22 protein-coding genes are annotated in these 22,837 nt (G+C 72.1%); 12 read left to right on the top strand and 10 right to left on the bottom strand.

Annotated elements, in window-relative coordinates:
• The first annotated feature begins 59 nt into the window (after positions 1–59).
• The 8 genes from V1318_RS14510 (at position 60) to V1318_RS14475 (ending at position 6,889) form a co-directional block, all read left to right on the top strand.
• The gene (locus V1318_RS14510) at positions 60–347 is read left to right on the top strand and encodes a hypothetical protein (RefSeq protein WP_332940419.1); all 288 of its coding nucleotides are present in this window, start codon (positions 60–62) and stop codon (positions 345–347) included.
• On the top strand, positions 344–1,381 hold the full coding sequence (locus V1318_RS14505; RefSeq protein ID WP_332940418.1) for an acyltransferase: 1,038 nt from the start codon (positions 344–346) through the stop codon (positions 1,379–1,381). Before V1318_RS14510 ends, V1318_RS14505 begins: the two co-directional genes overlap by 4 nt.
• The gene (locus V1318_RS14500) at positions 1,266–2,009 is read left to right on the top strand and encodes a LolA-related protein (RefSeq protein WP_332940451.1); all 744 of its coding nucleotides are present in this window, start codon (positions 1,266–1,268) and stop codon (positions 2,007–2,009) included. Before V1318_RS14505 ends, V1318_RS14500 begins: the two co-directional genes overlap by 116 nt.
• Positions 2,006–4,351: an MMPL family transporter gene (locus V1318_RS14495; RefSeq protein ID WP_332940417.1), complete on the top strand. Its 2,346-nt coding sequence runs from the start codon at positions 2,006–2,008 to the stop codon at positions 4,349–4,351. The genes V1318_RS14500 and V1318_RS14495 overlap by 4 nt, the downstream gene beginning before the upstream one ends.
• Positions 4,338–4,769, top strand: coding sequence for a phosphotransferase (locus V1318_RS14490; RefSeq protein ID WP_332940416.1), 432 nt, complete (start codon positions 4,338–4,340; stop codon positions 4,767–4,769). Before V1318_RS14495 ends, V1318_RS14490 begins: the two co-directional genes overlap by 14 nt.
• Positions 4,770–4,846: 77 nt before the next feature.
• Entirely contained in the window at positions 4,847–5,332 is a 486-nt protein-coding gene (locus tag V1318_RS14485) for a hypothetical protein (protein WP_332940415.1), read from the top strand.
• A 114-nt stretch (positions 5,333–5,446) separates the two neighbouring features.
• On the top strand, positions 5,447–6,187 hold the full coding sequence (gene fabG, locus V1318_RS14480; protein ID WP_332940414.1) for a 3-oxoacyl-ACP reductase FabG: 741 nt from the start codon (positions 5,447–5,449) through the stop codon (positions 6,185–6,187).
• Between the two features lie 219 nt (positions 6,188–6,406).
• The gene (locus tag V1318_RS14475) at positions 6,407–6,889 is read left to right on the top strand and encodes a hypothetical protein (protein WP_332940413.1); all 483 of its coding nucleotides are present in this window, start codon (positions 6,407–6,409) and stop codon (positions 6,887–6,889) included.
• A 13-nt stretch (positions 6,890–6,902) separates the two neighbouring features.
• Here V1318_RS14475 and V1318_RS14470 read toward each other — a convergent pair whose 3' ends face one another.
• Genes V1318_RS14470 through V1318_RS14455 form a run of 4 tightly spaced genes read right to left on the bottom strand, consistent with a single transcriptional unit; the run spans position 6,903 to position 10,968 of the window.
• Positions 6,903–8,153 carry a cation:proton antiporter gene (locus tag V1318_RS14470; protein ID WP_332940412.1) on the bottom strand — a complete coding sequence of 417 codons (1,251 nt, stop codon included), beginning with the start codon at positions 8,151–8,153 and terminating at the stop codon, positions 6,903–6,905.
• 37 nt (positions 8,154–8,190) lie between these two features.
• Positions 8,191–9,018: a glycosyltransferase family 2 protein gene (locus V1318_RS14465; RefSeq protein WP_332940411.1), complete on the bottom strand. Its 828-nt coding sequence runs from the start codon at positions 9,016–9,018 to the stop codon at positions 8,191–8,193.
• Positions 9,011–9,790 carry a beta-ketoacyl synthase chain length factor gene (locus V1318_RS14460; protein ID WP_332940410.1) on the bottom strand — a complete coding sequence of 260 codons (780 nt, stop codon included), beginning with the start codon at positions 9,788–9,790 and terminating at the stop codon, positions 9,011–9,013. The genes V1318_RS14465 and V1318_RS14460 overlap by 8 nt, the downstream gene beginning before the upstream one ends.
• Complete coding sequence (locus V1318_RS14455) at positions 9,787–10,968, bottom strand: beta-ketoacyl-[acyl-carrier-protein] synthase family protein (RefSeq protein ID WP_332940409.1); 1,182 nt, start codon at positions 10,966–10,968, stop codon at positions 9,787–9,789. The genes V1318_RS14460 and V1318_RS14455 overlap by 4 nt, the downstream gene beginning before the upstream one ends.
• Positions 10,969–11,177: 209 nt before the next feature.
• Here V1318_RS14455 and V1318_RS14450 point away from each other — a divergent pair, with 209 nt between their 5' ends.
• Positions 11,178–11,861 carry a YdcF family protein gene (locus tag V1318_RS14450; protein ID WP_332940408.1) on the top strand — a complete coding sequence of 228 codons (684 nt, stop codon included), beginning with the start codon at positions 11,178–11,180 and terminating at the stop codon, positions 11,859–11,861.
• Between the two features lie 189 nt (positions 11,862–12,050).
• Here the strand turns inward: V1318_RS14450 and V1318_RS14445 are convergent, their stop codons facing one another.
• The gene (locus tag V1318_RS14445; protein ID WP_332940407.1) at positions 12,051–12,800 is read right to left on the bottom strand and encodes an XRE family transcriptional regulator; all 750 of its coding nucleotides are present in this window, start codon (positions 12,798–12,800) and stop codon (positions 12,051–12,053) included.
• 174 nt (positions 12,801–12,974) lie between these two features.
• On the opposite strand from V1318_RS14445, the gene V1318_RS14440 reads away from it, so the two are divergent.
• Positions 12,975–15,272, top strand: a complete 2,298-nt coding sequence (locus V1318_RS14440; protein ID WP_332940406.1) for a serine hydrolase domain-containing protein — start codon at positions 12,975–12,977, stop codon at positions 15,270–15,272.
• 128 nt (positions 15,273–15,400) lie between these two features.
• Here the strand turns inward: V1318_RS14440 and V1318_RS14435 are convergent, their stop codons facing one another.
• Both V1318_RS14435 and V1318_RS14430 read right to left on the bottom strand, forming a co-directional pair.
• Positions 15,401–17,203, bottom strand: coding sequence for a DUF885 domain-containing protein (locus V1318_RS14435; RefSeq protein WP_332940405.1), 1,803 nt, complete (start codon positions 17,201–17,203; stop codon positions 15,401–15,403).
• An 85-nt stretch (positions 17,204–17,288) separates the two neighbouring features.
• Positions 17,289–17,780, bottom strand: coding sequence for a cytochrome c oxidase assembly factor Coa1 family protein (locus V1318_RS14430; protein ID WP_332940404.1), 492 nt, complete (start codon positions 17,778–17,780; stop codon positions 17,289–17,291).
• A gap of 113 nt (positions 17,781–17,893) precedes the next feature.
• Between V1318_RS14430 and V1318_RS14425 the strand changes: the two genes are divergently transcribed.
• Positions 17,894–18,427, top strand: coding sequence for a hypothetical protein (locus V1318_RS14425; protein ID WP_332940403.1), 534 nt, complete (start codon positions 17,894–17,896; stop codon positions 18,425–18,427).
• Positions 18,428–18,460: 33 nt separating this feature from the next.
• Entirely contained in the window at positions 18,461–19,003 is a 543-nt protein-coding gene (locus V1318_RS14420; protein WP_332940402.1) for a hypothetical protein, read from the top strand.
• A gap of 9 nt (positions 19,004–19,012) precedes the next feature.
• Here V1318_RS14420 and V1318_RS14415 read toward each other — a convergent pair whose 3' ends face one another.
• Genes V1318_RS14415 through V1318_RS14405 form a run of 3 tightly spaced genes read right to left on the bottom strand, consistent with a single transcriptional unit; the run spans position 19,013 to position 22,823 of the window.
• On the bottom strand, positions 19,013–19,831 hold the full coding sequence (locus V1318_RS14415; RefSeq protein WP_332940401.1) for a transglutaminase-like domain-containing protein: 819 nt from the start codon (positions 19,829–19,831) through the stop codon (positions 19,013–19,015).
• 38 nt (positions 19,832–19,869) lie between these two features.
• On the bottom strand, positions 19,870–22,065 hold the full coding sequence (locus V1318_RS14410; RefSeq protein ID WP_332940450.1) for a S9 family peptidase: 2,196 nt from the start codon (positions 22,063–22,065) through the stop codon (positions 19,870–19,872).
• A gap of 47 nt (positions 22,066–22,112) precedes the next feature.
• Entirely contained in the window at positions 22,113–22,823 is a 711-nt protein-coding gene (locus tag V1318_RS14405; protein WP_332940400.1) for a glutathione binding-like protein, read from the bottom strand.
• Between the last annotated feature and the right edge of the window lie 14 nt (positions 22,824–22,837).

The following is a 22,837-nucleotide window of genomic DNA, read 5'->3' as shown; positions in this document are numbered from 1 at the left end:
GCGCGGCCGGGTGGCTTATCCTGTCGCCAACCCAGGCCGAACCACGCCGAACCGCCCGCATGGAATTCCGCATCGCCGCCGATCACCCCAGCCTGCCCGGGCATTTCCCCGGTCGGCCGGTGGTGCCGGGCGTGGTCGTGCTGGACCGGGTGCTGGACGCGATCGAGGCCGGCCACGGCCCGCTGGGCGGGTTGCGCCTGCCGCAGGTGAAGTTCGCCCAGCCGCTGCTGCCCGGCGAGACCGCGCGCATCGAACTGGATGGCGCCGCGCCGCGCTGGCGCTTCCGCGTGCTGCGCGGGCAGACCCTGTTGGCCAGCGGCGAAGTGGTCGCGGACGCGCCGGCATGAACGGCGAACACTGGAAGCAGCGCCCCGAGGGCGGCAGCCCGTTCGCGCTGCGTCTGCTGCGCGCGATCGCGCGGCGCGGCGGACGCGGCCTGGCGCGGCTGTGCCTGTACCCGATCACCGCGTATTTCGTGGCCGTGCGCGGTCCCGAGCGCCGCGCCTCGCGCGCCTACCTGGCGCGCAGCTTGGGCCGCGCGCCGGGGCTGTGGGACATCGCCCGCCACATCCACACCTTCGCCGCGACCATCCTGGACCGCTTGTTCATGCTCGGCGGGCAGATGCACTACTTCGACGTGCGCGTGAGCGGGCTGGACGCGCTGCGCGCCCAGCACGCGCGCGGCGGCGCGCTGATCTTCGGCTCCCACCTGGGCAGTTTCGAGGCCCTGCGCGTGCTCGCGCGCAGCGCGCCGGAGGTGCAGGTGCGGGTGGTGTTCGACAAGTCGCACAACCCGGCCATGACCCAGCTGCTGGATTCGCTGGATCCGCGCATCGCCGCCGGCGTGATCGACGCCGGCCAGGACGGGCCCTCGATCGTGCTGGCGGTCAAGCAGGCCCTGGACGAGGGCGCCCTGGTGGCCCTGCTGGTCGACCGCGCGCGCCCCGGCGAGCCCTGGCTGCGCACGCCCTTCCTGGACGCGCCGGCGCCGTTTCCGCTGGCACCCTGGCTGGTCGCCGCGACCCTCAAGGCGCCGGTGCTGCTGGCTTTCGGCCTGTACCGCGGCGGCGCCCGCTACGATCTGGTGTTCGAGCCGTTCAGCGACGGATCGGCGATCGCGCGCCAGGATCGGCCGCGTGCGCTGGCGGCGATGATCGAAGGCTATGCCGCGCGCCTGCAGCACCACGCCTGCGACGCGCCCTACAACTGGTTCAACTTCTACGACTTCTGGCATGCCGATGACGCGGTTCAAGACAGTACAGCCCCTGACAGCGTCGCCTGCGACGGCGGCGGCCCCGGCCACGACGATCCGGCCGCGTCGCTGGGGCTGGGCGCTGGCGCTGGCCTGCGCCGCCGGCTCGCTGTACGCCGCTCCGCCTGAGCCGGCCGCGGCGGGCAACGCGCCCGGCGCGGCGGTCGACCCGGACTGGATCCTGGCGCGGCTGGCGCAGCCGGCCTCGATGCGCACCGCCTTCGTCGAGATCCGCGGTTCGGCCCTGCTCAAGGCGCCGCTGCGCCTGAGCGGCGAGTACCAGCGGCTGGAGGACGACACCCTGATCCGTGAGGTGCGCGCGCCCTATGCCGAGACCACCACCATCCGCGCCGGCGAAGTGAAGATCCAGCGCGCCGGCAAGGCCGCGCGCACCTTCTCGCTGTCGCGCGCGCCGGAACTGGCGGGCCTGCAGGCCAGCTTCGGCGCCCTGCTGGCCGGCGACCGCAAGCGCCTGGAGCAGCAGTACCACGTCGGCGCCGAAGGCACGCGCCAGCAGTGGACGATGACGCTCACCCCGCGCAGCAGCGCGGTCGCGGCCAAGCTGCAGGGCATCACCCTGCGCGGCCGCGGCGCCGAGCTGCGCTGCATCGAGGCGCGCCCGGCGCGCTCGGACGCCGGCGGCGGGATCGAATTGCAGCGCACCTTGCTGGCCGGCGCCGCGCGCGAAGCGGCCGCCATCAGCGACGCCAGCCAGCTCGCGGCGCTGTGCCGCGGCCACGGCGCCGCGCAGCGATGACGCCAGCGCGTCGTCTCGCCCTGGCGCTGCTGTGGCTGGCCGCGCTCGCGGCCGCGGGCTGGGCGATCGGTCAGCGCCTGGAGCTCAGCGGCGACCTGCGCCGCTTCATGCCCAGCGCGCAGACCCCGGCGCAGAAGCTGCTGATCGACGAACTCGGCGAAGGCCCGGGCTCGCGCCTGCTGCTGATCGCGCTGTCCGGCGACACGCCGCAGACGCTGGCCGCGCAGTCGGAATCGATGCGCGCCGCGTTGGCCGCGAAACCGCAATTCAAGCTGGTCGCCAACGGCGCCGATCTCGGCCTGGACGCGATCCCCGCGCGTCTGCGTCCCTACCGTTATCTGCTGTCGCCGACCCTGGACACCCGCAATTTCGACGCCGCCTATCTGGGCGAGGAACTGCAGGCGCGCGTGCAGGACCTGGGCTCGCCGGCTTCGGCGATGCTGGAACCGCTGCTGCCGAACGATCCGACTCTGGAAACCCTGAAGCTGGCCGAGGCCTGGCAGCCGGCGAACGCGCCGCAGCGCCTGCACGGGGTGTGGTTCGACCGCGCCGGCCGCGAGGCGCTGCTGGCGCTGGAAACGCGCGCGGCGGGTTTCGATCCCACCGGCCAGCAGGCCGCGGTGGACGCGATCCGCGCCGCGTTCGCGCAGGCGCGCGGCGCGTCCAAGGCGCAACTGACCTTGAGCGGTCCGGGCGCGTTCTCGGTCGAGATCGGCGGGCGCACCGCGCGCGAGGCCAGCCTGATCGGCACCATCGACAGCCTGGTGTTCGTGCTGCTGCTGTGGCTGGCCTATCGCAGCTGGAAGGCGCCGCTGCTGGGCGGCCTGCCGCTGGCCAGCGCCGGCCTGGCCGGCCTGGGCGCGGTCGCGCTGGCGTTCGACGGCGTGCACGGCATCACCGTCGCGTTCGGCTTCACCCTGATCGGCGTCGCCCAGGACTATCCGATCCACTTGTTCAGCCATCAGCGCCCGGGCCTGTCGCCCTGGGCCAGCGCGCGCGCGTTGTGGCCGACCCTGGGCACCGGCGTGGCCTCGACCTGCATCGCCTACCTGACTTTCCTGGTCTCGGGCGTGGACGGCCTCAAGCAGTTGGCGGTGTTCACCATCGTCGGCCTGGGCACGGCCGCGCTGACCACGCGTTTCCTGCTGCCGGCGCTGATCGATCCCGCGCCGCGCGACGCCGCCGATTCGGCCTGGCTGGCGCGCGCCTGGGCCGGCCTGGCGCGCCTGCCGCGGCCGCGCGCGTACGCGATGCTGGCGCTGGCCGCGCTCGCGCTGGCCGTGGCCTGGCTGGCGCCGGGTCCGTTCTGGCAGAACGACCTGGCCAAGCTGACGCCGGTGCCGGCCGACGCGCTCGCGCGCGACGCGCAGTTGCGCGGCGAACTCGGCGCGCCCGACGTGCGTTACGTGATCGCGCTCGAAGCCGGCGACGCCGAGGCCGCGCTGCGCGCGTCCGAGCGCCTGCAGCCGGCCTTGCAGCGGTTGCGCGCGCAGGGCGCGATCGCCGGCTACGACCTGGCCGCGCGCTACCTGCCCAGCATCGCCACCCAGCGCGCGCGCCAGATCAGACTGCCGGGCGCGGCGACCCTGGACGCGGCGCTGGCCGCCGCGGTCGCCGACAGCCCGTTCCGCGCCGACGCCTTCGCCGGTTTCGTCGCCGACGTGGCCGCCGCGCGCAGCGCGCCGCCGCTGATCGCCGCCGACCTGGACGGCACCCCGCTCGCGGCCAGCGTGTCCGGCCTGTTGCTGCAGCGCCCCGGTCACGCCACCGCCCTGGTGTCGCTGAGCGGCCTGAACGATCCGGCCGCGGTCGCGCGCGTCGCCGCCGCGCACGGCGCGCAGCTGCTGGACCTGAAGCAGGCTTCCGAATCGCTGGTCGCGGCCTATCGCGGTCGCGTGCTGCTGGCGCTGGGCCTGGCGGCGCTGTTGCTGGCGGCGACGGTGTGGTTCGCGCTGCGTTCGCCGCGCCGGGTGCTGCGCGTGCTGGCGCCGATGGCGCTGACCACGCTGCTGATCCTGGCGGTGCTGCGCGGGATGGGCATCGAACTCAATCTGTTCCACCTGGTCGCGCTGATCCTGGCCGCCGGCCTGGGCCTGGACTACGCGCTGTTCTTCGACCATGCCGGCGACGACTACGCCGAACAGCTGCGCACCCTGCACGCGGTGATCGTCTGCAGCCTGACCACCTTGCTGGTGTTCGCGCTGCTGGCGTCCTCGTCGATCCCGGTGCTGCGCGCGATCGGCGCCACGGTCGCGCTGGGCGTGGCCTTCAACTTCGTGCTCGCGCTGTTGATCGTGCGCGAGCCGGCGACCATGCGGGAGCGCGCCGATGCGCAGCCGTGAGGAGATCGCTGCGCTGATCCCCCACCAGGGCCGCATGTGCCTGTGGGAGGAGGTGCTGGACTGGGACGCCGACGGCATCCGCCTGCGCAGCCACGGCCATCGCGATCCCGCCCACCCGCTGCGCAGCCGCGACCGCCTGCGCGCGGTGCATCTGTGCGAGTACGGGGCGCAGGCGATGGCCGTGCACGGCGGCCTGCTCGCGCGCGCGGCCGGCGCCGCGGCGCGGCCGGGCCTGCTGGTGGCCTTGCGCGGCGTCGAGCTGCGGGTGGCGCGCATCGACGACCTGGCCGGCGCGATCGAGGCGCAGGCGCGCAAGCTCGTCGACGCCGGCGACAGCTGGCAGTACGACTTCGTCCTGCATCACGAAGGCGTGCTGCTGGCTTCGGGCCGCGCCGCGGTGATGCTGCGCCCGGACTGAGCGTTTCACGGCGCCGGCGGCGGCGCGTTCCAGGTAAGTGTCGCGCAGCGTCGCGCAACCACTACCGGAGAATCGCCATGAGCATCGAGTTCGAACTGCTGAGCGTGGAGCCCTACCAGGCCGACGGTCAGTTCGGCCATCGCTTCACCCTGCGCATCGCCTTGCAGGAGCGCGACGGCGCGCGCCTGAACTGGATCGAGCGCACCGACCGTCCTTACGTGCCCGGCATGGCGCCCGATACCTGGACCGACATGTTCCAGCTCTCGCACGGGCAGTCGATGGTGTTCAACGACTGGAACCAGACCGCGGGCGAAAGCGGCGAGGTCAGCGTCAGCTTCGTCGATCCGCCGTCGATGCGGATGGAGCCCTACGCGCAGCGCACGCTGGAGTTCTGGGTGGTGATCCTGGACGGCAACGGCGAGGATTGGGCGGTGTGGGAGGGCAGCCAGCAACTGGCCTGCAGCGACACCGGCTCGATCGTCACCCAGACCCTGACCCAGACCGCCAACAGCAGCGGCGACGACGGCGACCCGCCGTATCCGGAAGGTTTCTCGCCGTACTGAGCCGCGTCGCATCGGCCTGGATCGGGCGCGGACACCGCCGTGCCGGCGCCCGCCGCTTCCGCCGTGGGCGCGCTGCGGGGACAATCGCGGTTTCCGCCGCCGCGAGCCCTGCGCATGAGCCAGCCGTCCTCCACCGCCCGTCGCGCCCTGGTCACCGGCGGCAGCGGCGACCTCGGCGCGGCGATCTGCGCGCGCCTGGCCGCCGATGGCCTGCACGTGATCGTGCACGCCAACGCCAATCCCGAACGCGCCCAGGCCACGGTCGCGGCGATCCGCGAGGCCGGCGGCAGCGCCCAGGCGGTGGCCTTCGACGTCGCCGACGGCGAGGCCGCGCGCGCGGTGATCGAGGGCCTGTTGGCCGATGGCGCCATCCAGGTCGTGGTCAACAACGCCGGCGTGCACGACGACGCGCCGATGGCCGGCATGAGCCAAGCGCAGTGGAAGCGCGTGATCGATATTTCGCTGCACGGCTTCTTCCACGTGACCCAGCCGCTGCTGCTGCCGATGGCGCGCACGCGCTGGGGCCGCATCGTCAGCCTGTCCTCGGTGGCGGCGGTGCTGGGCAATCGCGGCCAGAGCAACTACGCCGCGGCCAAGGCCGGCCTGCACGGCGCCTCGATGTCGCTGGCGCGCGAGATGGCCTCGCGCGGCATCACCGTCAACGTGGTCGCGCCGGGCGTGATCGAAGGCCGCATGGCCGCCGACGCGTTTCCGCCGGAGACGATCCGCCAGCTGGTGCCGGCCGGCCGCGCCGGCCGCCCGGACGAGGTCGCGGCCCTGGTCGGCTTCCTGTGCTCGGACGCGGCCGGCTACATCAACGGCCAGGTGATCGGCATCAACGGCGGGATGGGTTAGGAGCGGGGATTAGGGATTCGGGAAGGGTTACGCAGCCGCCCCGTCGCTTCAGCGTCGTGCGTTCCTTCCCCGATCCGCCCGCCGTTCCTGGCCTTGAACCGCCGTATTCCGCCGCGGCTGGCCTTCCATCGGACTCCCGCCCCCGTTCGGCGTGCCGTCACCCCGCCTCCCCGCCGCGGCGTTAGCATGGCCGCAACCGTCCACCCGCGGAGTCGCGCCATGCGCCGTCGTCTCGCTCTCGCCTTGCTGCTACCGCTGCTGGCCGCCTGCGCCAGTTCGCACGTCCTGGTCGGCTCGCCGCGGCCGCCGATCGATCCGGCCCAGGTGCGCGTGTACTTCGCGCCGCCGCCGGGCGCCTACGAGCAGATCGCCATGCTCCAGAGCAACAGCGGCGCGTTCACCTACGGCGAACAGAACAAGATGAACTCGGTGATCGGCAAGCTGCGCACCGAAGCGGCCAAGCTCGGCGCCAACGGCGTGCTGTTCCAGGGCACCGAGGACGGTTACGGCGGCGGTGGCGTCAGCGTCGGCGCCGGCGGCGGCCGTTACGGCGGCCGCAGCTTCAGTTCCGGCGGCGTCGGCATCGATATTTCGCCGCGCCAGAAGTACGGGCATGGCGTGGCGATCTGGGTCGCCAATCCGCCGCCGCTCGGCGATCCCGGCCCGAACGCGCCGCCGCCGCCGGCTCCGCCGCGCAACTGAGCCGCGCGCGTTCCTAGCGCCGCGTGCCCTGCGCGCGCGGCGCATCGGCCAGCGCCGCGCGGCCGGCGAACAGGCTCAGCAGCGGCGAGGTCATCACCGTGGTCGCGATCGCCATCGCCAACAGCATGGTGAACAGCTCCGGCCCGATCAGGCCCGCGTCCAGGCCCACCTTCATCACGATCAGCTCCATCAGGCCGCGCGCGTTCATCAGCGCGCCCGTGGCCAGGCTGTCGCGCCAGCCGTAGCCGGCGATGCGCGCGCCCAGCGCGCCGCCGGCGATCTTGCCGGCCACCGCCACCGCCAGGATCAGCGCCAGCGCGCCCAGGCCGGCGCCGACGAAGGCCTCGGCGCGGGTGTTGAGGCCGGCCAGGGCGAAGAAGATCGGCATCAGGATCACCACCGCCGCGTATTCCAGGCGTTCGGTCAGGGTGCGCAGCAGACGGTCGTCGCGCGGCAGGCAGGCGCCGAACACGAAGGCGCCGAACACCGCGTGCAGGCCCAGCCATTCGGTGAGCGCGGCGCAGGCGAGCAGGCCGATCACCAGCGCGGCCAGCATCGCCACCGAGGGATGGCCGTCGGGCGCGTAGCGGCGCAGCAGCGCCGCGTACGCGGGCTTGAGCAGGCCGAAGGCCAGCGCCAGCAGGGCCAGCAGGCCGATGCAGATCTTGGCGAAGCCCCAGGCGCCTTCGCCGCTGCCGACCAGGGCCACCACCAGCGCCAGCACGATCCAGGCGAACACGTCGGCGATCGCGGCCGAGCCCAGCGCGAGCCGGCCCAGCCGGGTCTGGCTGAGGCCGCGGTCCTTGAGGATGCGCGCCATCACCGGGAAGGCGGTGATCGACATCGCCGCGGCCATGAACAGGGCGAACGGCCAGAAACCGACGCCGGCTGGCGCCAGCGGATGCAGCCAGGGCGAGACCGCGATGCCCAGGATCACCGGCAGCAGCACGCCGAACAGGCCGACCGCGCCGGCCTCGCGCAATTGCGCGCGCACCCCGTCGGGCGCGCGCAGTTCGGCGCCGACGATGAACATGAAGAGCACCAGGCCCAGGGTCGACAGCGAGCCCAGTGCCGGCAGCGACGCCGGCGCGAACAGCGCGGCGTGCGCCTCGGGCAGCAGCGCTCCGAACACCACCGGGCCGAGCACGAAGCCGGCGGCCATCTCGCCGACCACCGCGGGCTGGCCGAAGCGCTTCAGCACCGCGCCGCAGGCGCGCGCCACCACCAGGATCACCAACAGTTGCAACAGCAAGGTATGGGTCATCGGCGCGGGTTGCGGTGGCGTACGCGGATCGTGGAACTCAGCGCGGTTCGGCGGGCAGGTCGCGTTCGCGGGCGGCGACGAATTCGCCGCTGGGGTCGTCGATCACCGGCGCGGCCGCGCGGGTGCGCCGGTACTCGCCCATCACGTTGCCGTGGCCCCAGACCTGCGCGACCACGTGCGAGGTGATGCGATAGAGATCGCGCAACGGACGGAAGTGGCTCTTGCGGAACTGCAGCTGCGCATCGGCCTGTTGATAGCGCGATTCGATCGGCACCGAAACCACGCCGGTGCCGAGCCGGCGTGCGGCCGAGATCAGGATCTGCGCCTCGAACACGAAGTCCTCGCCGGGCACCTCGTCCAGCGCGCACACCTGCGCCGGGTAGTAGCGCTGGCCGCTCTGGCTGTCGGCGATGCGGTAACCGCAGCCCCAGCCGATGCCCCAGTCGCCGAATTCGTTGGCCAGGCGCCGATGCACCGGCGCCGCCGCGCGCTTGCGCAGGCGCGCGCCGATCACGATGCAGTTCGGATGGCGTTGCGCGCTGGCGAGCAGGCGCGGCAGGTCGGCGGGGTCGTGCTGGCCGTCGCCGTCCATGGTTAGCACGCCGGCGTAGCCGCGCCGCAGCGCCTCGCGGAAACCGTCGCGCAGGCTGGCGCCCTTGCCCATGCGTTGCGGATGCCGCAGCAGGGTCACCGGCAGGTCGGCGATGCACTCGGCGGTGCCGTCGTCGGAGCCGTCGTCGATCACGATCACGTTGGGGCAATGCGCGAGCGCGCCGAGCACGGTCTCGCGGATGCGCAGCGACTCGTTGAGCGCGGGGATCACCACCGCGACCTGGTCGCGTTCCGGGCGCCGGGTATCAGTCATGTCCGAGCTCCAGTTCCAGCACGCGCCCGGCGCCGGCGGCCAGGCCCACCCGGGCGGCGGCGCCGGCGAGGGCGTCGAACAAGGACAGCATCGGCGCCATCGCATTGCCCTGCGCGCGCCGGCTCAGCGTGCCGCCGTCGTCGGCCTCGCCGTCGCGCAAGCGCGCATGCAGGCGCACGGCGCCCGCGCGCGGCGTGCGCGACAGCACCAGGGCGCCGCCGAGCAGGCCGGCGCTGGGCGTGACCGTGCCCAATGCGCCCACCGACTCGCCGTCGTAGCCGACCAGCAGCACCGCCTGGGCGCCGTCGCCGAGCTGCGCCAGCGCTTCGATCAGGCCCTGGGCGAAGCTGGCCTGCCCGGCGCTGATCGCGGTCGCGGCGCGCATGCAGCCGGCGCCGATGGTCCAGTAGCCGGCCGCGGCGTTGTGCACCGAATTGTGGAAACGCGTGGGCGATACCGCGCGCGGCTCGCTGGCCAGGGTCGTGCACATGTAGTCGGTGATCGCCAGGTCGCCGTGCGCGGAGGCGAACACCGACGCCAGCGTGGCCGGATCGCGGCCGGCCGACTGGCAGGCCGCCAGCGCGACTTCCAGCGCCACCGCCACCGTTTCCGGTGCGCGCCGGCGCTCGTTGGCCGGCAGCAGCTGCGGCGACGGCCGCGCGGGCGCGTCCGCGGCCGGCTCGGCGCCGGCGGCGTGTTCGCGGGCGGCGGCCCAGGACGGCAGGCCGCGGCTCCAATAGGCGATGCCCTCGATGTAGGCGACGGTGCTCATGCGCGGCCGAACACCAGCGAGCAGTTGTTGCCGCCGAAGCCGAAGGAGTTGTTCATCGCGTACCGAATCGGTGCGTGGGCATTGTCGAAACGGATCTGCGGGCCGCAGACCGGGTCGGGCACGGCGCTGTTGAGGATGCCCGGCAGTTCGCCGCTTTCCAGGGCGAGCAGGGCGATCGTCGATTCGACGATGCCGGCCGCGCCCAGGGTGTGGCCGGTCCAGCCCTTGGTCGAGCTGGCATGCAGGCGATCGGGAAACAGCGCGGCCACCGCGATCGCCTCGGCCTGGTCGTTGGCCGGCGTCGCGGTGCCGTGCAGGTTGAGGTAGCCGACTTCGGCCGCGTCGATGCCGGCGCGCGCCAGCGCGTCGCGCATCGCCAACTGCGCGCCCAGGCCCTGCGGGTGCGGCGCGGACATGTGGTGGGCATCGCTGGATTCGCCGTAGCCGCGCAGCTGCAGCGCGCCGGCATCGTCGCCGTCGACGCGTTCGATCAGGGCATAGCCGCCGGCCTCGCCCAGCGACAGGCCGACGCGGCCGGCGTCGAAGGGTTTGCAGGGTTCGCTGGCGACCAGCTGCAGCGAGTTGAAGCCGAACAACACGCTGCCGCACAGGGTGTCGACGCCGCCGACCAGGGCCGCGTCGGCGTAGCCGGCGGCGATCAGGCGCGCGGCCTGAGCGAACACCTTGGCGCTGGACGAGCAGGCGGTGGCGACGGTCACGCAGGGCCCGCGCAGGCCGGTCGCCTGCTGCAGGAAACCGCCCAGCGAATGCGGCTGATGGACCTGGGGGCGCTCGAGTTCGGCCGGAAACCGGCCGCCGGCCAGGCGCGCATAAGCTTCCTCGGTGGCGCCGATGCTGGCCGTGGAGGTGCCCAGCACCAGCGCCACGCGCTCGGCGCCGCGGCGCGCGACCAGCGCGGCCAGGGCCTCGGGCAGGCCGTCCTGGCTCAGCGCCAGCCAGGCCAGGCGGTTGTTGCGGCACTCCCAATCGGCGAATTCGGCCGGCAGCGCCAGGGTTTCCAGGCCGTCGACGCGGCCGATCCAGCAGTCCAGCGGCTCGTGGCCGAAGTCGTTGCGGCGCAGGCCGCCGCGGCGTTCGCGCAGGGCCCGGGCTTGGGCCTGGCGGCCGCGTCCCAGCGCGGTGGTCGCGGTGTACGCGCGGATCGCCAGCGCGGGCATGGAGGGGGGCGGCAACGACTCAAACGACACGCAGGACTCCGGGCGAGATCAGGCCGGAGTATAGCCAGCGCGGCGCGGCGCGATTACGCCGCGGCGTTCAGCTTGCGCGGGGTCGCGCGCCTGCGCCGGTCCGGCCCCGAGGCACGCGGCGGCGCCGCGCCGCAGGCGTAGACTGCGCATCCCGCCGTTATTCCCGCCCGCATCCGCGCATGTCCAGCCGTACCGCCCACCGCCTGGCCTTGTTCGGCGATCGCGACGTGCTGCACGCCTGCGCGGTGGCCACGACGGTGTGCGCCTTGAGCGCGGGCCTGGTCTACGTCGGTTACTTCGTGCACGTGCTGCGGGTGGCGCGCAACGCGCCCTGCCAGCCCGAGCGCGGCGAATGCGTGCTGCTGTTCGGCAAGCACGCCCCGCGCGGGCGCATCGACCGCGATTTCGAGGCGCGCCTGGATCGTGCGGTGTCGCTGTGGCGCGAACGTCCGCCGGCCAGCGTGGTGCTGCTGGGCGGCGGCGCGCCCGACGAGCCCAGCGAAGCCGAGGTCGCGCGCGGCGGACTGTTCGCGCGCGGCGTATCGCCGGACGCGCCGCTGCGCCTGGAAGCCGAATCGCGCGACACCCTGCAGAACCTGCGCAACGCCCGCCACCTGCTCGGCGAGGGCATGCGCTCGCGCGTGACCCTGCTCAGCAGCCGCTATCACCTCGCGCGTTGCGCCCTGTTCGCGCGCCAGCTCGGTTTCGATTGGGAGTTGTGCGCGGCCGAGCCGCGGTTGCAGCTGGGCCCGCGCATGCTGATGCGCCTGGCCGGCGAAGCGGCCTACGTGTGCATGAGCGATATCGGCGCGCGCTGGGCGCGCCTGATCGGCCACCGCCGCATGCTGTCGCGGGTGAGCTGAGCCCGCACGCTTGCGGTTTTGCGCGCGCCGTCGCGTTGCGCGGGGTAGGGTGGTCGCGGCAGGGATTTACGCGCCGGCGGCCGTTTTCCGATCGAGAAATCGCCCGGGTTCGCGACCGATTCGAGCGGCTGGGACGCTGTTTCCGGCCCTGGGCCGGCATTGCGACGCAGGCCGCGCCGGCGCGGCGGCTTAGCCGGCGGCGCTGCGCCGCCGGGTCGGCGCCGGGCGGCTCGCGGCGGCGGCGGCCACGGCACGGGTACCGGCGGCAGCGGCGGCGGCCTGATAGCTGGCGCGCAGGCTCTCGGGCGGTTCCGCCTCGGTGCACACCGACAGCACGCGGCAGGTGGCCTCGCCGAAGGCGATATAGGCGTGGCCCATGTTGCTGTCGAAATAGATCGAGTCGCCGACTTCCAGGCGCGCCGGCGCGTACAGATCGGTGTGCAGCTCCAGGGTCCCTTCCAGCACCAGCGCGAACTCCTCGCCCGGGTGACGGATCAGGTCGCCGAATTCCTGCAGCGAGCGCGCGCGGATCTCCGCCACGATCGGCGTGAAGCGCTTCTGGCGCAGTTCCGAGGCCGGAAAACGCTGGCCGTAGTTCTCGGTGTCGATCGCGTAGCCTTCGTTGGCGCGGGTGATGCTGCGCCGTCCGGTCGGCACTTGCTGCGGCGGCGCCGGCGAGGACGAGCCGAACAGGTCGGCGATGTCGATCTCCAGCCCGCGGCTGATGCGCGCCAGCTTGTCGTAGGTCAGCGACATGCGATTGTTCTCGACCTTGGACAGGGTCGAGATCGGCAGGCCGGTGCGGTCGCTGAGCTCCGACAGGGTCCAGCCGCGCTTCGTGCGCAGCGCGCGCAGGGTGTCGCCGGGCTGCGAGGCGATGCCGGAAGCGCCGCCTTTGGGCTCACGCTTAGGGCGTGCTGCGCGTGTATTGGAGGTCATGCCCGAACTTTAGGGCCAAGACGAGAGGCCTGCCAAGCGATCATCGATTTTGGCTATTTGGAAAATCCATTGACATTATGGCAAATTGCCGGTGCAAGACCGGTCGTGGCGGGTCCCAGCGCTTAGGATGTGGCGCGCCGCCGGCCGTGTCGGTCGCACAGGGGAGTCGTCGTGGTGCCTAAGTCGCTGGATAGCTTCGCCGGCCGGGTCGGTCTGGTCCTGCTCGCGCTCGCGATCGCCGCAGGGCAGTCGCTGCAGGTCGCCGCCGCGCCGCCGGCCGCCGCCGCGCAGGTCGCGCCAGCCCCGCCCGGCGCGGCCCCGCCGTCGCCCGCGTCCGCCGATCCGGTGCCGGCCTCGGCCGATCCGGCCGCGGTGGTATTCGAGCAGGAGACGCCGCGTCCGGGCACGGCGCCCAGCCGCAGCATGGCCACCGACCCGGCGGCCACGGATCCTGTCAGCCCCGATTCCGTGGCTGCGGTCGCGGCCGATGCGCAAGAGACGGCGGCGGCGCTGGCGGTGACTCCCACCGAAGACCCGGGCCAGGATCCGGCACTCCCTTTGCCCGAAGCCTTGCCGCCGCTGGTCGCGCCCGTGCCCGGCGCCGCGATCGCGCTGCAGGCCGATGCCGCGCCGCAACTGGATGCCGCCGATGCCCTGGCCTATTTCGACGGCGTGATCGGCAGCGCGCTCGCGCGCAGCGATGTCGCCGGCGTGACCCTGGCCGTGGTCAAGGACGGCCGCCTGCTGTTGAGCAAGGGCTATGGCTACGCCGATGTCGCCCGCCGCCGGCCGGTCGATCCGGCGCGCAGCCTGTTCCGGCCCGGCTCGGTGTCCAAGCTGTTCACCTGGACCGCGGTGATGCAGCAGGTCGAGCGCGGCCGCATCGACCTGGACGCCGACATCAATCGCTACCTCGACTTCAAGATTCCGCCCTACCGCGGCCGGCCGGTGAGCATGCGCCAGCTGATGACGCATACCGCGGGCTTCGAGGAATCGCTGAAGCATCTGTTCGCGGCCGATCCGCGCGCCCTGCGCTCCACCGCGAGCTATCTGAAATCGGTGCAGCCCGAGCGCGTGTTCGCGCCCGGCGAGGTGCCGGCCTATTCCAACTACGGCGCCGCGCTCGCCGGCTATGTGGTCGAACGCGTGACCCGCCAGCGCTACGAGGACTACATCGAGGCCGAGGTGCTGCGCCCGCTGGGCATGTACCACTCCAGCTTCCGGCAGCCGCTGCCGCCGGCGCTGGCGGCGGACCTGGCCGGCGCCTACCGCGACGGCCGCGGCGCGCCGGCGCGCGCGTTCGAGCTGGTCAATCCCGCACCCGCCGGCAGCCTGTCGGCGTCGGCCGAAGACATGGCGCGCTTCATGCTGATGCAATTGGGCGAAGGCCGCCTCGGCGAGGCCGTGCTGCTGCAGCCCGGCACCGCGCGGCGCATGCACGCGCCCGCGTATCGGCCGTTTCCGGCCTTGAACGCGATGGCGCTGGGCTACTTCCGCAACGACCGCAACGGCGTGCTCACGATCGGGCACGACGGCGCCACCGAGGCCTTCCAGAGCAGCCTGCTGCTGTTTCCCGAGGCCCAGGTCGGTTTGTTCGTGTCGGTCGACGGACCCGGCGCCGGCGCCTCGGCCTTGCGCCGCGAAGTGGTGCGCGCCTTCAAGCAGCGCTACTTCCCGCGCCTGGCCAGGCCCGAACCGACCCTGGCCAGCGCGCGAGCGCACGGCCGCCAGCTGGTCGGCCGCTACGAGAGCAGCCGCGCATCCTTCAGCAACGTGTTCGCGCTCGCGCGCTATCTGTCGCAAACCAAGATAGCGCTGCACGAGGACGGCAGCCTCACGGTCTCGTCGCTGCGCGGCGCGGACGACAAGCCGCGGCGCTGGCGCGAGGTACGGCCCTACGTCTGGCGCGAGATCGACGGCGACGCGCTGCTGGCGGCGAAACTGGATCGCGGCCGGGTGGTCGCGGTCGCCAGCGACGCGCATCCGCCGGCGCTGTGGCTGCAGCCGGTGCCGGCCTGGCGCTCGGCGGGCTGGTCGCTGCCGTTGTTGCTGGCCGCGTTGGCCCTGCACGCATTCGCACTGCTGCTGTGGCCGCTGGCCGCGCTGGTGCGCCGCCACTACGGGCGCCGGCTGACGCTGGATCGGCGCGCGCGCCGCTTGCGCCTGGCGACGCGGCTGGGCCTGGCGTCGAATCTGGCGATGGCCTCGCTATGGCTGTGGCTGCTGTCGCGCGCGGACGCCGACATCGCCCAGCTCGACGGCGGGCTGGACGTCTGGATCCGTTGCGCCCAATTGCTCGCCCTGCTGTCGCTGCCGATCGCCGCGCTCGCGATCGCCGACGCGGCCGACGCCTGGCGCGCGCCGCGCGACGGCTGGCGCCGCGGCGGCGCCGCCCTGATCGCGCTGGCCTGCGCGATCGTGGTCGTCTTCGTGCTCGGCCTGCATGTGCTGACGCCGGGGCTGAACTACTGAGGGCGCGCTGGTCGCAACCCCGCTTGGCCAGTTCTGGCGATCACCGGCCGCCGGCCGCCGAGCCGGCGCGGCCCTGACGCGGACAGGCCGCGGGAGACGAACTCCCGCGGCCTGGCTGTCGCCCGGGCTCAGCGCTTGCGCTGGGCCGGGACGAAGTTCTCGCGCACCGCCTTGGCCAACTGGTCCGGCGGCAGCAGGCCCTGGTCGAGCAGGAAGTTGTTGAACGCCAGGCGGTCGAACTTGTCGCCCAGCGCCAGCTCGGTTTCCATGCGCAGCTCGAGGATGCGGCTGTAGCCGTAGAAGTAGCTGCCGGCCTGGCCGGGCGCGTTGAAGGTGTAGCGGTCCAGTTCCTGCTTGGTCATCGCCGGCGACAAGCCGACCTGCTCGCGCAGCACCTTGCCCGCGCTCTCGCGATCGGTCATGCCCAGGTTGAGCATCGGGTCCAGCATCGCGCGCGCGGCGCGCATCAGGCGGAACTGCAGCGCGATCAGCTGGCCGTCCAGCGGCTCGTACGGCACCATTTCGGCTTCGGCGTACAACGCCCAGCCTTCGACGTTGACCGAGTTGAACGCGAACATGGTGCGCGCCAGCGAGATGCCGCGCTCGACCATGGCGGTGAACTGCAGCTCGTGACCCGGGCGGCCCTCGTGCGCCGACAGGGTCCAGGCCACCGAGTCGAAGTTGAAATCGTCGTAGTGCAGGGCGCTGCCGCCGGGGTTGGGGACGGCGATCGGCAGCACGAACTGACCCTGCTGGCCGGTGTTGCCGATCAGCGGCGCCGGCAGGAAGTGCGGCGCCGGCTGCGCCGCCGATTCGGCTTCGCTGCCCAGTCGCATCACCATCGGGCGCTGCGGCACGTCGACGATCTTCTCCTTGCGGATGATCGGATCGATCGCGTCGATCACCGTGCGGTAGCGCGCTTCCAGCTGGTCGTTGGGAATGCTGTTCTTCTTCAGCGCGTTGATGACGGCGACGTAGTCGTGGCCGTCGACGCCGGTCAGGCCCTTGGACTGCGCGACCAGCGGCGCGAGCTGGCGCATCGCCGCGCGGGTTTCCATGAATTCGACCTGGGCGCGGCGGATCAGCAGCTGCGGGTCGACGTCGATGCCGTACTGCTTGAGCCCGAATGCATACAGCTCGGGCGGCAGGCGATTGTCGCTGCGCGCCTGCGGCAGCACCGTGGCGCGCGCCCAGGTCGCGTAATCCTTGAACTGCTGCTCCATCGCCTTCAGCGCCGGCTCGGCGTCGGCGATCTTGTACTTCTCGAACAGCTTGCGGATACCGGCCGCGTAGGTCTCGACGTTGCCCAGCGCCTGTTCGACTTCCAGCTTGGTCGGACGCAGCTTGGCCGGATCGGTCGCGCGCTCCTCGTAGCGCTGGCGCGCGAGCACGGTGATCGGCGTGCTTTCCGCGCCCTGGCCGACGTAGTTCTTCAATCGCGTCAACGCGCGCGCGCGACGCTCCGGCGGGGTCTGGTCGGACAGCAGGCCCTGCATGCCCTGGAACACCATTTGCGGCGCGTCGTTCCACGGCAGGGTCAGGCGTTCGTTGAGTTCGCTGCCGGCGATGCTCTGGTCGGCGGCGGCGATCATGATCTCCAGGTCCTGGCGCACGTCCGGGTTGCGCTCGAGCTGGAGCTTGCCGCGCAGTTCGTCGCGCGCCTTGGCGATGGCGGCGCGGAAGCGCTTGCCGGTGTCGGGCTTGAGGTCGGTCACGCGCTCGTCGAAACCGGGCACGCCGAAGAACGACATCTGCTCCGGCGCGAACTCGCCTTGCGCCTTGAGCAGGATCTGGGCGTAGCCGTTGCTGGTGGTGACCCAGGCCGGTACGGGTTTCGTGGCGGCGGCGGCGGGCTGGGCGGCCGCCTGCGCGGCGAACGCGGCGGACGGCGCGAGCAGCGCCAGGGAAATCGCGAGAGCGAGGGTCTTCATGGGCGACGGATGGCCGGTGGGAGGTCCGCCGACCATAGGCCCAGAGCCGGGCGCGGGCATGCGCCGTAGGTCACGTCGCCCGTCGTCAGGTGTCGTCGCTGTCGTCCGAGGGGCGATCGCAGCCGGGCGCGGTGGACAGGTCGGGCGGGTCGGTCGCGATCAGCGAGATTTCGCTGCCGTCGGGCATGGTCACCGCCATGGTCATGTAGTTCCAGGGCTGACCCGGCCCGTCGTTCGTCGCCACCACCGACAGCTCGGCCTGGGCCTTGGGGCCGATCAGCGGAATATCCAGAAACGCGTGCCCGCCTTCGCTGTTGGCTACGACGCTGCCCATCGTGAACATGCCCGCTTCGATAGGCTCGCCGAGCCCGGCGACCACCTGCGGATTCGCGCGCGCCTTCGCCATCGCCTCGATATAGGCGGGGTGGGAGGTGATCTGGCCCCTGACCATCGAGAACACCCCGCCGAACACGCCGACGATCAGCGCCAGTCCCAGCACCACCAGCAGCGGCAGGAACCACAGGCGATTGCGTTGCGCCCAATCGCGCTGGGGCAGAGGCGGCGGGGTGGCGGACATGCGGGCGTTCCCGGGGGCGTATGGGCGCAGTATCCGCAGTCCCGGGCCCGGCGCCAAGGCGCCGCGTGCCGGCGCGTGGGCGCCATGGTAAAAACGCAGGAAAAGGGGGATGCATGGCTCAGGTACCGAAAATCGACTCGCCCTGCCCGCTGGGGATCGACGAACAACGCCGGCTGGACGGGCATTGCGCGCGCTGCGACAAGCACGTGCACCGTTTGGATGCCTTGAGCGACGACGAACGGCACGCGCTGCTGATCGCCGCCGACGGCCCGATCTGCGTGTCCTATCGCTCCGAACGGCCGCGCGCGTCGCGGCGCGGCGCCGGCTTCGGCATCGCGATCGCGGCGAGCCTGGTGTCGGCGGGCGCCTACGCCTCCGATCCGCCGCTGCTGCCGCCACAACCCGCATCGGCCACGCCGGTTGCGCCCACGCCATTGCTGGCGCAGGCGCCAGCCAAGGACTGCGCCGATGAGGTCACGAGCATCGAGATGATCGAGTTCGTGGGCGGCGTCAGCGACCCGCGCGACGCGCATTGGGCAGACGACAGCGAGCTGCCCGAACTGCCCATGCGCGAGGCCGCGGCGTTGGACGACACGACGGCCGCGGCGCCGACGCCGCCAACCCCGTTGCCGCGCGCTAGCCGTTAGCGACCGTATCCCACCTTCGCAGGAACGCCCGCCATGACCCTGGTTCCCAAGATCGACCAGCCTTGCCCGCTCGGCATCGACGAATTGCGCCGCTTGAACGGTTATTGCGGCCACTGCAAGACCCAGGTGCACGCCCTGGACGGCATGAGCGAGGCGGAGCGGCGCGGCCTGCTGCAGGCCGCGTCGGGGCCGATCTGCGTGTCCTACCGTGTGCCTCGGCCGGCGCCTCTGCGCCGTGGCGCGGGTTTCGGCATCGCGATCGCCGCCACCCTGGTCTCTGGTGGCGCCTTCGCCGCCGATCCGCCATCGTCGATCGACGCAACGACGATGCAACCCACGGCGTCTCCAGTCGCGGTCGTGCCGCTGGTGCCCGCCGCGGCCACGGCGGAGTGCGAAGAGCCGGCCGGGCCCGATGTCATAGTGGTGATCGGCGGCGGCGTCAGCGACCCGCGCGGCGCGCACTGGGTCGACGACAGCGAACTGCCAGAGCTGCCCATGCGCGCGGCCGCCAGTCTGGATGCGGCGCCCGCGTTGGCGCAGGCCGGCGACGACACGATCGCGCGGCCGCAGCGTTAAGCGCGGCGTTCAGCGCGCGGCCTCGATCACGCCGCTGGCTTCGATCACCTTGAGCCGGCCGATCGCCGACATCAGCCCGGCGCCGTCCTGCGGCAGCCCGTCGCCGATGCGCAGCGCGATATGGCCGCTGTCGAAGCGGCCCAGGCCGGCGTCGTAACTGACCCAGCGCCGGCCGTTCCAGGCCTGCGTCCACACGTGCGGACTGAATACGTGGCTCTGGCCGGTGAAGCGGCTGGAGTAGGCGATGCCGTAGGCGACGCGGGTGGGGATGCCCTGCGCGCGCCCGAGCGCGGCCAGCAGCAGGGCGAATTCGGTGCAGTCGCCGCCGCGCGAGGCCAACGCCTGCGAGGCGCTGAGGTAGTCGCGGTAGGCGATGGGACCGTTCATGTGCTGCTGCACGGCCCTGACCAGCGATTGCATGCGCCGCTCGGCGCCCTGGCCGCGCGCGTGCTGGCGCGCGAACGCGCGCACGCTGCGCTCGTCGCTGTCGATCCAGGCGTTGGGCGCGAGATGGCGGCGCAGTCCGGCCGCGTCCGGCGCCGCCTCGTCGCCGCAATCGGCGCAGACGTCGATCAGCGCGGTGGCAGCGGTGGCGTCGCGCACCTGCACGCGTTGCTCGCCGGTGGCCGGCCACGGCCAGGCCAGCGCGGGTTCGAAGGCGAGCGCGTAGCGGATGCGGCCGCTGCGCGCGTTCTCAGACATCTTGTAGGGCGAAGCAACCAGGCGCGCATGGATGAGCGCGCGCGCCTGCGCCTCGGTCGCGCCCAGCGCGGGCGCCTGCTTCGGCGCCTGCGCCTGCGCGACGGCGCAGGCGATCAGCGCCGCCACTGCCGGCGGCCCTCGCCACGATCGCCGCGCCGCCGCGCTCACGGCTTCAGGCAGCGCGCGAAGAAGTCCTCGGTGATGCGCAGCCGGTGCAGGTTGTCCTTGCCCTTGAGGCCGTGCTTGGCGCCCGGGTAGGTCATCAGCTCGAAGGGCTGGCCGCGTTGCTGCAGCGCGCTCATCAGTACAGTGGAGTTGCTGAACAGCACGTTGTCGTCGGCCATGCCGTGGATCAGCAGCAGCTTGGACTTGAGCCCGTCGATGTGCTCCAGCACGCGCGCTTCGCGGTAGCCGGCGACGTTCTGGTCGGGCAGGCCCATGTAGCGCTCGGTGTAGTGAGTATCGTACAGGGCCCAGTCGGTGACGGGCGCGCCGGCCACGCCGCAGGCGTAGGCATCGCTGGCCTGGGCCAGCAGCATCAGGGTCATGTAGCCGCCGTTGGACCAGCCATAGACGCCGATGCGCTCGCCGTCGACCCAGGGCTGCGACTTCAGCCAGGCCACGCCCTTGAGCTGGTCGGCGACTTCCACCGTGCCCTGCTTGCCGTACAGCGCGCCGCCGAAGGCCGCGCCACGGCGCGGAGTGCCGCGGTTGTCGATCGAGAACACCACGTAGCCGTGCTGGGCCAGATACTGATTGAAGTCCGGCGACCAGTAGCGTTTCACGGTCTGCGCAGCCGGGCCGCCGTAGACGTTGACCACCACCGGGTAGCGCTTGCCCGGATCGAAACCGGAAGGCTTGAGCACACTGTACTGCAGGCGGGTCTTGCCGTCGGCCGCGGTCAAGGTGCCGAACTCGATCTCGCGATGGGCCTGGCGGTAGCGCGCGTAAGGGTGCTGGGCGTCGGTGAGGTCGTTGTCGATCAGCGAGGCGATGCGGCTGCCGTCGTTGCGGAACAGCTCCAGTTGCGGCGGCGTGAGCGGGTTTGACCAGTTGTCGACGTAGACGCTGGCGTTACGGGCGAAGTTGGCGCTGTGGCTGCCGTCGGTCTTGGACAAGCGTTCGATCGCGCCGCCGCTCAGGGCCACGCGGTAGATCTGCACGTCCAGCGGCGAATCCTTGCCGGCGGCGAAGTAGACCTGGCCGGCGTCCTCGTCCACCGCCAGTACGCTGTCCACCGGCCAGTCGCCGGAGGTCAGCGGCGTGGCCTTGCGGCCGTCGGCGGACAGCAGGTACAGGTGCTCGTAGCCGCTGCGCTCGCTGTTCCACAGGATGCGGCCGTCCTTGAGGAAGTGCAGGTCGTTGTTGAGCGGCACCCAGGTCTTGGCGCGCTCGGTCACCAGCACGCGCTGCTTGCCGCTGTCGAGGTCGGCTTCGATCAGTTCCAGCAGGTGCTGGTCGCGCGATTGGCGCTGGAAGCTCAGGTGCTGCGGGTCGCGCCAGTCGACGCGGGCCAGGTAGATGTCGGGGTTCTTGCCCAGGTCGATCCAGCGCGGCTGTCCGCCCCTAGGCCCGATCACGCCGAGCTGGATCAGCACGTTGCGGTCGCCCGCGGCCGGATAGCGCTGCTCGACCACGTCGGTGCGGTCGGGGTAGACCTCGTAGCGCTTCTGCACCGGCACCGGGCTTTCGTCGATGCGCGCGAAGGCGATCGCACTGTCGTCCGGCGCCCACCAGTAGCCGGTGTGGCGGTCCATCTCTTCGTCGGCGACGAATTCGGCGATGCCGTTGCCGATGGTGTCGCTGCCGTCGCGGGTGAGCTGGGTGGCCTTGCCGTCGGCCAGGTCGATCACCCACAGGTTGCGGTCGCGCACGAAGCTGACGTAGCCGCCCATCGGCGAGAGCTTGGGATCGGTGGCGAAGCCTTCGCCGTGGGTGAGCTTGCGCACCGCGGCCTTGCCGGTCTTGCCCAGGTCGTAGAGGTAGAGCTCGCCGCCGAGCGGGAACAGCAGGGTCTTGGCGTCGGGCGACCACTGGTAGTCGACGATGCCCGACAGCGCGGCGATGCGCTGGCGCTCGCGGCGCGCCTTCTCGGCGTCGCTGAGCACCTCCGCGCCGGGCAGCACGTCGTCGGAATCCACCAGCAGCTGGGACTTGCCGCTGGCGATGTCGTAGGCCCACAGGTCCAGGCGGTTCTTGTCGCGCTCCTTGCCGCGCAGGAAGCCGACCCGACTGCCGTCGGGCGCGATGCGCGGCTTGGTCAGGCTGGGGCCCGACAACGGCGCGTCGCCGGCCAGGGCTTCGAGGGTGAGTTTTTCGGGGGCGTTCTGCGACAGGGCGGGGGCGGCGGCGAGCGACATGGCGAGCAACAGGCTGGCGGCGAGGCCGCGGCGGAGGAGGGGAGTATTCATGCGGTGCGGGCCGGGGTTCCGAACAGGTTCTTGCGCATCTCGTCGGTCATCTCGCGAGACGGACGGTAGGTCTGTTCCAAGGCATAGGCGCGCTGGAACGCGGGACGGGCGGCCAGCGCATCGTGCCAGCGCTGTACCTGCGGGTAGTCGGCCAGGTCGATGTAGTGCCAGGCGTGCGCATGCGCCCAGGGGTGGCAGGCGAAGTCGGCGATGCTGAGCGCGCCGCCGGCGAGGTAGTCGCGCCCGGCCAGGCGGCGGTCGAGCACGCCGTACAGGCGTTGGGTCTCGCGCTGGTAGCGTTCGATCGCGTAGGGGATCTTGTCCGGCGCGTAGCGGTTGAAGTGGTGGTTCTGGCCCAGCATCGGGCCGTAGCCGCCGACCTGCCAGAACAGCCATTCGTCGACCTCGACCCGGCCGCGCGTATCGGCGGGCAGGAATTTGCCGATCTTGGCGGCGAGGTAATGCAGGATCGCGCCGGACTCGAACACACTGATGGGAGCGGCGCTGACCGGCTCGCCGCCGTCGGCGGGCGCGTGGTCGACGATCGCGGGCATGCGGTTGTTGGGCGAGATCGCCAGGAATTCGGGTTTGAACTGGTCGCCGGCGCCGATGTCGACCGGGCGGATGCGGTAGTCCAGGCCCGCTTCTTCCAACAACAGGGTGATCTTGTGGCCGTTGGGCGTGGGCCAGTAATACAGGTCGATCATGGGTGGGTCGCGCT

The sequence above is a fragment of the Lysobacter sp. CCNWLW3 genome, from assembly GCF_036697405.1.
Taxonomy (GTDB): Bacteria; Pseudomonadota; Gammaproteobacteria; order Xanthomonadales; family Xanthomonadaceae; genus Lysobacter.
The sequence above is the reverse complement of the archived record's forward strand: the minus strand, read 5'-3'. Positions and strand labels throughout refer to the sequence as shown.